Consider the following 10,834-nt stretch of genomic DNA (forward strand, 5'->3'; position numbering starts at 1 on the left):
GATGTGTATAAGAGACAGGTCCTGGGGGGTGGGGCCGGCGGGGGTGGCTTCGGCCTCCAGGTTGGTGAGGAGGGCCATCTGGGTGAGGAATTCTTCCAGCGAGGCAAACTTTTCGGCGTACTCGGCCAGTTGGAGGAGGTCCTCATGGCGGCTGGCGGCCTTGGGATAATTTTCGGCCAGATAATGCTCGTAACCGGTACTGAGGATGGTGCGGAGGAGGTGGGCCGGCCCCTGGGCGAGGGTTTCGGGGGAGGCGAGGGTGCGGACGACTTCGAGGAAATCCACCCAGGCGGTGGCGCCGCGGGACGGGACGAGCTTGGAGCAGGCGGCGAGGGAGGTGGCGACGTGGGCGGGGGCGGGGTTGGCGGGGGCGTGGTTGAGCCAGTGCTCATGGAAGGCGCGCCAGAGTTTATCGGCGGCTTTGTCGCCGATGCCTGGGAGCATGAGGACGAGGCGTTTGAAACTGGTTTCGTCGCGGGGGTTGAAGAGGAGGCGGAGGAAGGCGAGGACGTCTTTGATGTGGGCCTGCTCGAAGAGGCGCAAGCCGCTGGTGATGACAAAGGGGAGCTGGGCGCGGGTGAGTTCGAGCTGGAGTTCGAGGGAATGGAAATGGGAGCGGTAGAGGACGGCGATTTCATGCAGGGGGACGCCGTGGGCGAGGAGCTCGCGGGTCTGGTGGGCGACGAAGGCGGCCTGCTGCTGGCTGTCGAGGCAGGTGATGACGGCGGGTTTGGGGCCGTCGGGCTGGACGGCGCGGAGCTGCTTGCGGAAGTTTTCGGGCTGGCCGGCCATGAGGGCGTTGGCGAGGGCGAGGATTTGGGGGCTGCTGCGGTAGTTGAATTCGATTTTGAAGATGCGGGCTTCGGGGTAGCGGCGGGGGAAATCGAGGATGTTGCGGTACTCGGCGCCGCGCCAGGCGTAGATGCTTTGGGAATCGTCGCCCACCACCATGAGGTGGCGATGGCGGGCGGCGAGGAGGTCAATGAGTTCGCATTGGAGGCGGTTGGTGTCCTGGTATTCGTCCACGAGGATGAACTGGAAGCGGCGCTGGTAGTGCTCGCGGAGGGCTTCGTGGCGGGTGAGCAGCTCCAGCCAGAGGAGGAGGAGGTCATCGAAATCCATGACGTTGGCGTCGCGTTTGCGCCGGGCGTAGAGCTGGGCGAGGCGTTCGGCGGTGGCCAGGAGGGCGGGAGCGGCGGCCCACTCGGGGCGGCGCTGCAACTGTTCGGCGAGGGAGGAGCGGGTGTTGGCGGCCATGGACAACAGGTCGGCGAGGGCTTCGGGTTTGGGGAAATGTTTGCCGCGGGTGTCCACTTTGGCCTCGGTGAGGCAGGTTTTGAGGAGGCGGACGGCGTCGTCGCGGTCGAGGATGGTGAAGTCGTTGCGGTAGCCGATCTGTTCGGCGTGGCGGCGCAGGATGCGGGCGCCGACGGAATGGAAGGTGCCGCCCCAGAGGCCGGTGTGTTGGGAGCCGGCCAGGGCGGTGGCGCGGCGCATCATTTCGCCGGCGGCTTTGTTGGTGAAGGTGAGGAGGAGGATGCGGTGGGCGGGGATGCCTTGTTCGAGCAGGAAAGCGACGCGGTAGGTGAGGGTGCGGGTTTTGCCGCTGCCGGCGCCGGCGAGGACGAGGGCGGGGCCGGGGTCGGCGGTGACGGCGGCGAGTTGTTGGGGGTTCAACTCCTTGGCATAGGGGATGCGGAGGGAGTCGAGGGGGCGAAAGGGGGGGAGGTCCTGGGGATCGGTCATGGCAGGCCGGGGCGGTTGGGGGGAAGGGATCATCAGATCAGGCCCAGCCAGAGGGCGCCGGTTTTGACCGTGATAGCCGAGAGATAAGCCAGGCCGGCGAAGAGGGGGCGGATGTTGATGAGGATGAGGATGAAAATCCAACCCAACTGGCTGAGGCGCAGGTAGGTTTCCTCCTTCATGCCGATGAGGGAGTGGAGGGCGTTGCCGCCGTCCAAGGGGGGCACGGGGAGGAGGTTGAAGAAGAAGAGAAACATGCTGAGGAGGGCCAGGTTGAGACAGAATTTGACGGCTTCCGGCTGGTGGGCGAGGTCGGCGGCGCGGGCCAGGAGGAGGACGAGGGCGGTGAGGACGAGGTTCATGGCGGGGCCGGCGAGGGTGATGAGGAGGTTTTGGCGGCGGCGGTGGGTGAGGTTGTTCAAGTCCACCATGACGGGCTTGCCCCAACCGAAGAGGAAGCCGCCGAAGGCTTTGTCGAAGGCGTTGGCGAGGATGAAGAAGAGGGGCAGGATGACGGTGCCGAAGGTGTCGAGGTGTGCCAGGGGGTTGAGGGTGACGCGGCCCTGGTCGCGCTGGGAGAGGTCGCCCAAGCGCCAGGCCATCCAGGCGTGACCGAATTCATGGAAGGTCACGATGATGACCAGGCCGATGTACATGAGCAAACCGTCAATGAGAGCCTGAGTATCCATCGGCCCCAGAAATTAACGGGGGCATGGGCGGGCGTCGAGGGCAGAATGGATTGAACGTGACAGGGGTGGGAGGGGTCATATACTTTGTAATACAAAGTAAAAATTTTTAAGCGAATTTTTTTATGCGAATCATACGAGCGGCGGCGATGGGGATGTGTTTTGGGGTGAAGGATGCGATTGCGATGGCGCGAGCGAAGGCGCGGGTGGGGCCGGTGACGGTGTTGGGGGATTTGGTGCACAACGAGCGGGTGATGGCGGAGCTGCGGGCGGCGGGGGTGCGGGTGGAGCAGGAGGTGGGGGCGGTGAAGACGGCGGAGGTGATCATCACGGCGCATGGGGCGGCGCGGAAGGTGATTGCCGAGGCGGCGGGGCGTGGGCTGGTGGTGACGGAGGCGACGTGTCCGCTGGTGCATTACGCGCACCGGGTATTGGAGCGGCTGGTGGGGGAGGGTTATTATCCGGTGGTGGTGGGGCAGAGGCAGCATGTGGAGGTGCGGGGGATGACGGGGGATTTGGCGGAGTATGCGGTGGTATTGCAGCCCGAGGAGGTGGGTGGATTGCCGGAGCGTCCGCGGTATGGGGTGGTGTCGCAGACGACGCAGCCGGTGGAGCGGGTGGAGCGGGTGGTGGCGGCGATGCGGGAGCGATTTCCGGGGGCGGAGGTGCGGTGGGTGGATACGGTGTGCCGGCCGACCAAGCAGCGGCAGGAGGCGGCGCGGGAGCTGGCGAAGCGGGCGGAGGTGGTGATTGTGATTGGGGGGGCGCACAGCAACAACACGCGGGAGCTGGCGGCGACGTGTGCGGCGCAGGGAGCGCGGGTGCATCATGTGCAGGGGCCGGAGGATTTGCGTGCGGAATGGGTGGCGGGGGCGGAGGTGGTGGGGATAACGGCGGGGACTTCGACGCCGGACGAGGTGATTGAGGCGGTGGAGGCGCGGTTGCGGGAGTGGGCGGGGGTTTTAGAGCAGGGGGCGGCGCCGGTGGGGGAAGGCGAGGCTTGTTTGAGCCGGGCGTAGGGGTTTCAGAGTTTGCCGGAATGGAGCAGGCCGGCGTGGCGGGCGGCGGCGCAGGCCTGGTGAAATTCGGCGGGGGTGATGCGGCGGGTCAGTTCGGGGTAGAGCTGGGCGCCCTGGGGGGTGGCGACGCGGCCGGCGGGGTGGTATTGGGCCATGAGGTTGAGGCGGGTGTGGGGGCTGATTTCGCGGGCGAGCCATTGGGCGAGGGCGGCGGTGCCGGCGAGGTTGTGGGGCATGACAAGGTGACGGACGAGGAGGCCGCGGCGGGCGAGGCCGTGATCATCGAGGACTAAATCACCGACCTGGCGGTGCATTTCTTTGACGGCGGCGCGGGCGACGGCGGGGTAGTCGGGGGCCTGGGCCAGGCGGTCGGCGACGGCGGGGTCCCAGAACTTGAAATCGGGGAGGTAGATGTCCACCACGCCCTCGAACCAGCGGAGTGTTTCCACGGCGTCGTAGCCGCTGGAATTATAGACGATGGGGAGGGAGAGGCCGCGTTCGGCGGCCAGGGCGAGGGCTTCGAGGAGCTGGGGGGCGAGGTGGGAGGGGGTGACCCAGTTGAGGTTGTGGCAGCCGGCGGCCTGAAGTTCGAGCATGAGGTTGGCGAGCTGGCTGGGGTTGAGGGGGGCGCCGCCGAGGGGGTGGTGGCTGATGTCGTAATTCTGGCAGAAGACACAATGGAGGTTGCAGCCGGTGAAGAAGAGGGTGCCGGAGCCGCGCCAGCCGCGGAGGCAATCCTCCTCGCCGAGGTGGGGGAAGGCGGAGGCGACGACGGCGAGGCGGCCGAGGCCGCAGCGTCCGCGTTCATTGTGGAGGCGGTTGACGCCGCACTGGCGGGGGCAGAGGCGGCAGGCGGCGAGGGCGGCGCAGGCGGTGGCGGCGCGGCGGTGGAGCTCACCGCTGCGGGCCAGGGCCAGGTAGGACGGCAGGGATGGCGGAGGCCGGCGCATGGGCCAGAGCAAGGTAACGCGGAAGCGGGTTTTCGCCAAGGGGGGCGGGGCGGACCTCCGCGGACGTCCGGCAGAGGGACAAAAAAATTTTTTCAGGCAAAATGCAAAAAAGTGGGACCGGTGACAGTAGATGTCATAGGTGCCGGATTAGGGTGAGCGACGTTATGAATACTGAGAACACATCAAATGCGGCGGAAGGCCGGGAGCTGGCCGAATTCATTCAACATTTGCGACTGGGCACGCCCCAGCAGTTGGGGTTGATGACGGTGATTCCGTTGTTGGACGGGGACGGGGGCGGGTTGGAATACCTGTCGCTGAATCAGGCGATGGGGGCGGGGAAGCTGCGGGTGAGGGAAATTTCGGAGCAGGGGTCGGTGCCGGAGCTGGAGGCGGAGAACCTGGCGGATCAGCCGGTGTTGCTGCTGGACGGGGAGCAGTTGAGCGGGGCCAAGCAGAACCGGGTGTTGAACACGTCGCTGCTGTTGAAGGAGCACAGCCGGGTGAGGATTCCGGTGAGCTGTGTGGAGGCGGGGCGGTGGCACCCCAAGAGCGCGGCGTTTTACAACGAGGACATTGTGATGGCGCAGAAGGCGCGGGCCAAGAAGTTGCGGTCGGTCACCGGGAATCTGGAGAAACACAAGAAGTATGCGTCGGATCAGGGGGAGGTGTGGGACGAGGTGCATCACTTTTTGTGTTTCAAGATGCGGGTGCACTCGCCGACGTCGGCGATGAGCGAGGCTTATGAGCGATACGAGCATGATTTGAAGCATTTTGAGGAGACGTTTCGCTGTGAGCCGCAGCAGGTGGGTTTTGTGGTGTTGTTCAAGGGGCAGGTGGCGGGTTGCGACGCGGTGTCGCGGCCGGAGGTGTATGCGACGGTGCACGCGAAGCTGATCAAGAGCTACGCGATTGAATTTTTGTTTGAGCGGCGGGGGGAGCCGGTGGCGGTGGAGGCGGCGAGCGGGCTGGCGAAGGAGTTTTTGGAGCGGGTGGCGGGGAGTCCGACGAAACGGTTTCCGGCGATGGCCGGGTTGGGGGAATCGTTGCGGATACCTGATCCGAGCCTGCCGGGGGCGGCGCTAGTGCACGCGGGGAGGGTGATCCACCTGACGGCGCTGAATCCCACGGCGGACGGGCTGCCGGAGGATGGGCGGTGGCGGCATCGGAGCTTGTGAGGGAGAACCGCGAGAGCAGGAGGGCCTGAGGATGAAAACGAACAGTGAGCTGTGTGTGAACTTGTGGTACTACCTGGACGCGCAGACGGGGCTGGTGTTTCTGGTGTCGGGGCGCGTTTACACGCTGGGGGGCACGCGGGAGGAGAAGCGGCGGTTGTTGGGGTTGCTGGCGGAGACGGACTTTCGCACGGCGCCGACGTTTGCCCTGCCGCCGCATGCCCAACTGATGGAAAGCGGGCTGGACGCCGGGGAGGGGCTGATGTTGCCGGAGATGGTGGATTTGTTCCACAGCGAGGTGTTTGCGCCGGTGTGGGAGCATTTGTGGGAGGAGCTGGCGACGGTGGGCGGGGGGGAGGAGCCGGCGCTGGGATGGACGTGGCCGGTGCCCGGCTGTGCGTTGTGTTTGACGACGTGCATTGTGGAGTATGAGGATGGGCGGCTGGAGCCGCTGGTGATGCCGATGGGGGAAGGGCCGGAGACGATGGCGTGCCTGTGGGGGCCGAATGCCGGTGACGCGCAGGAGTCATTTTAGCGTGGCAGCGTCCGGGAGAAGGGAGGTTGAACAGGGGCACAGCCGTCTGTGCCCCTGTATTTTTTTGGTGGGTGAGGCAAAATTTTTTTTCAGGTCAGGAGATAAAAACCGGCAAAAATGGGGGGCTCGTGACCTGAGTCATAAACGGCTGATGATGAACGAGATACGCATGATTGAGAAAATCTTTAATGATAAAGAAGCAGGCAATATGCCAACACAAAAATGGCCTCGTGACCTGGAAAAGACTTGCGCTGTTGCGGCAGAATGGGTTAGAAAGGTGGGGTTGGGAATGGGGTGAAAGCCGAAAGGCAATGGAGACGGGCGGATAAACTACTTTGCCTTTCTAGCTGGCTTGTGTTGGGAATGGGGTGAAAGCCGAAAGGCAATGGAGACGAAGCTCTTCCTCTGGTTTCAGAGGCGGTTGGGGTGTTGGGAATGGGGTGAAAGCCGAAAGGCAATGGAGACAGGGACCGCAGGTCGACTTTCAGCGTCCCCATAACGGTTGGGAATGGGGTGAAAGCCGAAAGGCAATGGAGACTACGTCGCGCTGGTGCGTGTTATAGTGCTCGCAAAAGGAGTTGGGAATGGGGTGAAAGCCGAAAGGCAATGGAGACTGCTTGCCGTAGGTTTCGCAGTTGTCGTAGGTTTTGCCATGTTGGGAATGGGGTGAAAGCCGAAAGGCAATGGAGACCTGGGAAAATTCCAAAGCTTTACGGGCGTTTTTCGTGGGTTGGGAATGGGGTGAAAGCCGAAAGGCAATGGAGACACGCCACAAACGCCACATTTTTTCATTGTGGCGCGTGCGTTGGGAATGGGGTGAAAGCCGAAAGGCAATGGAGACTTTTCGCTGCCGCGCCCGCCATCATCGTACACGAAACCGTTGGGAATGGGGTGAAAGCCGAAAGGCAATGGAGACGTCGGACATCTTCCCGCGCCAAATGGCACGAAGGTAGGCGTTGGGAATGGGGTGAAAGCCGAAAGGCAATGGAGACTATCGTACTGCATGATGTTGTGCGCCATAGTTGTTTCCTTGTTGGGAATGGGGTGAAAGCCGAAAGGCAATGGAGACCCCCGGCCCCCGGCGGGGCGACCGCGCCCCCGCGCCCGTTGGGAATGGGGTGAAAGCCGAAAGGCAATGGAGACGCAACCAGCGCAGCATTTCCCGCCGCCCGGCATTCCCTGTTGGGAATGGGGTGAAAGCCGAAAGGCAATGGAGACCTAGTTCCGGCCTTGCAGCAATTAGTGATGCAAGGTACAGTTGGGAATGGGGTGAAAGCCGAAAGGCAATGGAGACGGGCGCACGGGTACTGCAACATATAAACACCGAGGATTTCCTGTTGGGAATGGGGTGAAAGCCGAAAGGCAATGGAGACATTGGATTACCGTTATATTGGAATGCAGACCAACAGGTTGGGAATGGGGTGAAAGCCGAAAGGCAATGGAGACAAGGGTAGTAAAATCAGGCGGTGCGGCAGGCTGGCCGGGTTGGGAATGGGGTGAAAGCCGAAAGGCAATGGAGACAACCAGGGCCCCATGTTGTTCTTGCGAGTACGGAGCCGTTGGGAATGGGGTGAAGGTTGCAAGGGATGGGAGGTGGGGGGGATGGGACGGGGCTTGCCAGGGGAGTGGGGATGGGGCAAGCTGGGGGTATGAAGCAAAGAATGAAGGCGTGGCTGGCGTGGGGTGGTTTGTTGCTGGGGGTGGGTTTATGGGGGGTGAGCGGGGCGGAGGCAGGGGGGCGCACGTATCGGAATCCGATTATTGATCGGATGGGGCCGGCGGATCCGCACGTGATCCGGCATGGGGGGAAGTATTATCTTTATCCGACGACGGACTCGCGGGGGTACGAGGTTTATATTTCGACGAATTTGGTGGACTGGGAGCTGCATCCGCGGAAGGTGTATGAGGATGTGCGCGGGGGGGTATGGGCGCCGGATGTGTGGCATGATGCGAAGGGGGAGGGGAAGTTTTACCTGTATTACACGGTGGGGCGGGGGACGAAGTACATTGGGGTGGCGGTGGCGGAGGGTCCGTTGGGGCCGTTTGTGGACAAGGGGCTGCTGGCGACGAATGCGATTGACGCGCATTTGTTTCAGGATGAGGACGGGCGGCTGTATTTGTACTATGTGAATCTGGCGGGGGGATTTAAGATCATGGTGACGCGGATGAAGGATGCGTTGACGCGGGAGGGGGAGGCGGTGGAGGTGATTCGGCCGACGGCGGATTGGGAGAAGGCGAGCGGGGAGGTGACGGAGGGGCCGTTTGTGTTGAAGCGGCAGGGGATTTATTATTTGATGTACTCGGGGAGCGGGGCGGATTCACCGCATTATGCGATTGGGTATGCGACGGCCAGGGCGCCGATGGGGCCGTTTGTGAAATATGGGGGCAATCCGATAGCGAAGCGGGGGGGCAACGTGCTGGGGCCGGGGCATCATTGTGTGATTGGGGGGCCGGATGGGCGGTTATGGATGGTGTATCATCAGAAGGCGAGCACGAACATGGGGTGGGATCGGTTTCTGGCGATTGATCCGTTGTGGTTTGACGAGCAGGGGGTAATCCACGTGAAGACGAGCCGGGGGACGGCCGAGCCGGCGCCGTAGGGGGCGCCGCCGGGGGAGGGGGATGGGGGGCGGCGGGGTTATTGGGGGCGGTCTGGGGGGCCGAGGAAGGGGGCGACGATTTTTTTCCAGAGGGCGTAGCCGCGGTCATTCATGTGGAGGCGGTCGTCCACGAAGATGTCGGGGAGGGGGAGGCCGTCGGGGCCGAGCATGTGGGGGAAGACATCAATGAATTCGAGGCGGGGGTCGGAGCGGGTGAATTCTTTGATGAGGCGGTTGGCTTCGCGGACGCGTTCGATTTGGGCCCAGCGGGCGGGGTTGGGGGCGATGGAGATGTAGGCGATGGTGGTTTGGGGGAGGCGCTGGTGGACGCGGTGGACGAAGGCCATGAAATCGGCGGCCACCTGTTGGGGGGATTTGCCGGCGTTGATGTCGTTGCCGCCGGCGTACATGATGATTTTGCGGGGTTGGTAGGGGAAGACGATGCGGTCGGCGAAGTGGAGGGAGTCGGCGATTTGTGAGCCGCCGAAGCCGCGGTTGAGGACGTGGTGGCGGGGGAAGTCTTGGGGCAGGGATTTCCAGAGGCGGATGCTGGAGCTGCCGAGGAAGAGGATGGGTTGGGGGGGAGGGGGGTTGGTGCGATCGGCGGCTTCGAAGGCGGCGATTTCGTTTTCCCAGCGGGCGGGGTCATTGGTGGCGGCGAAGAGCGCCGGAGTGGCGAGGGGGAGGAGGGCGGCCAGGCCGGCGAGAGCGAGGAGGGCCAGGCGCAGGAAGCGTCTTTTTTTCATGGGGCGAGGGTGGGGGGCCGGGCAGTTCGGCGGGGGCGGGTTGGTTTATTTGGGCAGGGCGGAGGTGATTTCCTGGAGGGTGACGCCGAGGGTGGCGCGGGCGACGAGGTCGAGGTCGTGCTCGGGTCCGCTGAGGTGGAGGGTGGTGTGGACGTGACGGAGGCTGGCGTTGGGTTTAAGGGCGGCGGCAGGGGAGGAGGATTCGAGTTCGTAGAAGGGGCCGAGGGGTTTGCCGCCGTTGACGGGGCCGTCGTTGTAGCTGTTGGCGACGTCGCCGTTGAAGGGGTCATCCTGGAGTTTCCAGAGGGAGTTGACGTAGTCGGTGACGCCTTTGGGCTGGGTGTAGCAGGCGAGGGTGAGGACTTTGTTGGCGGCGTCGTAGCTGCCGAGGAGGCCGCGGCTGCGTTTGGGGCCGATGCCGATTTTGCTGCGGTACTGGCCGTCGCCTTTGAAGAAGATGACGCGGTCTTTGACGACGAGGCGTTCCGGGGGCACCTGGCCGAAGTAATCGGCGGTGACTTTTTTGCCGAGGAGGGCGTCGTCGCCGGGGACGATGGGGACGACGATGGTGGTTTGTGGGGAGGGGTTGAACATGCCGAGGATCCAGATGGAGAGGAGGCCGGAGGCTTTGGTCCAGGGCTGTTTGCCGGTGTTGGTGATTTTGTTGTCGGATTCGAAGGCGACCATTTTGAGCGAGGGGAGGGAGGGGAGGCCGATTATGCGCCAGGCGGCGGCGGGGGAGAGGAGGCGGATGGTGCGTTCGGCTTTGACGTGGAAGAGGGTGCCGGAGTAGTTGGTGAGGGTGAACTCGCGGCCGAAGGTGGCGGCGGTGGGGGTTTTTTTGAGGAGGAAGAAGGGTTCGGTGTCGAGGCATGGGGGGGTGAACCAGTGATCGAAGTCGAAGGGGACGCCTTTGGCGAAGAAGATGGAAAACTGGCCGCCTTCGGGGCCCATCCAGAAGCGGTCTTCGCCGCCGAAGACATTGATATGGGGCTGGAGTTTGCGGGAGGCGATCAGTTCGCGATTGATCCAGCCGTAGCTGAGGCCGGCATCGCCCTGGGCGGTGCTGGTCATGATGCGTCCCTGGTAGGCGGGGGCGAGGGCGACTTTGGCCTGGCCGGAGGGATCGGAGAGTTCGAGGATTTCGGTGTATTGTTTGAGGAAGTTGACGTCGTCAGCGAAGGTGGCCGCGGGTGCGGCGGCGGCGAGGCCCAGGGAGGCGCCGAGAGTGGTCATAAACAAAGCGCAGCGTTGCAACACGTGAGTGTTCATAGGTTGGTGTGGTTTGAAAGCTGTCACACCGGCGGAGGATACGAAGGGGAGCGGGGTTTGACAAAAGAAAAGTGGTGGGGGCGAGGCGCTGTCTCTTATACACATCTCCGA

The 10,834-nt window shown here is 63.5% G+C and carries 8 protein-coding genes, 1 pseudogene and 1 CRISPR repeat array; of the genes and pseudogenes, 4 read left to right on the forward strand and 5 right to left on the reverse strand.

Translation table 11 applies throughout. The annotated features are described in order from the left end of the window. Both N3J91_05845 and N3J91_05850 read right to left on the reverse strand, forming a co-directional pair. A partial coding sequence (locus tag N3J91_05845; GenBank protein MCX8155957.1) for an ATP-dependent helicase occupies positions 1-1,746 on the reverse strand: 1,746 nt, incomplete at its 3' end. A gap of 32 nt (positions 1,747-1,778) precedes the next feature. Further along, positions 1,779-2,432, reverse strand: coding sequence for a site-2 protease family protein (locus tag N3J91_05850; GenBank protein MCX8155958.1), 654 nt, complete (start codon positions 2,430-2,432; stop codon positions 1,779-1,781). Positions 2,433-2,614: 182 nt separating this feature from the next. Here N3J91_05850 and ispH point away from each other — a divergent pair. Beyond that, a pseudogene (gene ispH, locus N3J91_05855) lies at positions 2,615-3,319 on the forward strand (4-hydroxy-3-methylbut-2-enyl diphosphate reductase). Between the two features lie 134 nt (positions 3,320-3,453). Here ispH and N3J91_05860 read toward each other — a convergent pair. Then, a complete protein-coding gene (locus tag N3J91_05860) occupies positions 3,454-4,398 on the reverse strand; it encodes a radical SAM protein (protein MCX8155959.1) in 945 nt (314 codons plus the stop codon). Between the two features lie 164 nt (positions 4,399-4,562). Here N3J91_05860 and N3J91_05865 point away from each other — a divergent pair, with 164 nt between their 5' ends. The 3 genes from N3J91_05865 to N3J91_05875 all read left to right on the forward strand — a co-directional run bounded on the left by N3J91_05865 (position 4,563) and on the right by N3J91_05875 (position 8,705). Beyond that, a complete protein-coding gene (locus N3J91_05865) occupies positions 4,563-5,573 on the forward strand; it encodes a hypothetical protein (protein MCX8155960.1) in 1,011 nt (336 codons plus the stop codon). A 31-nt stretch (positions 5,574-5,604) separates the two neighbouring features. Further along, positions 5,605-6,105 carry a hypothetical protein gene (locus N3J91_05870; protein ID MCX8155961.1) on the forward strand — a complete coding sequence of 167 codons (501 nt, stop codon included), beginning with the start codon at positions 5,605-5,607 and terminating at the stop codon, positions 6,103-6,105. 282 nt (positions 6,106-6,387) lie between these two features. Further along, positions 6,388-7,700: a CRISPR direct-repeat array (repeat unit 37 nt; unit sequence GTTGGGAATGGGGTGAAAGCCGAAAGGCAATGGAGAC). 54 nt (positions 7,701-7,754) lie between these two features. Continuing rightward, complete coding sequence (locus N3J91_05875; protein ID MCX8155962.1) at positions 7,755-8,705, forward strand: glycoside hydrolase family 43 protein; 951 nt, start codon at positions 7,755-7,757, stop codon at positions 8,703-8,705. 38 nt (positions 8,706-8,743) lie between these two features. On the opposite strand, the gene N3J91_05880 is transcribed toward N3J91_05875, so the two are convergent. Both N3J91_05880 and N3J91_05885 read right to left on the reverse strand, forming a co-directional pair. Then, positions 8,744-9,451, reverse strand: a complete 708-nt coding sequence (locus N3J91_05880; GenBank protein ID MCX8155963.1) for an SGNH/GDSL hydrolase family protein — start codon at positions 9,449-9,451, stop codon at positions 8,744-8,746. Between the two features lie 45 nt (positions 9,452-9,496). After that, positions 9,497-10,723 carry a hypothetical protein gene (locus tag N3J91_05885; GenBank protein MCX8155964.1) on the reverse strand — a complete coding sequence of 409 codons (1,227 nt, stop codon included), beginning with the start codon at positions 10,721-10,723 and terminating at the stop codon, positions 9,497-9,499. Positions 10,724-10,834: the final 111 nt, after the last annotated feature.

Source organism: Verrucomicrobiia bacterium (assembly GCA_026414565.1).
Taxonomy (GTDB): Bacteria; Verrucomicrobiota; Verrucomicrobiia; order Limisphaerales; family Fontisphaeraceae; genus Fontisphaera.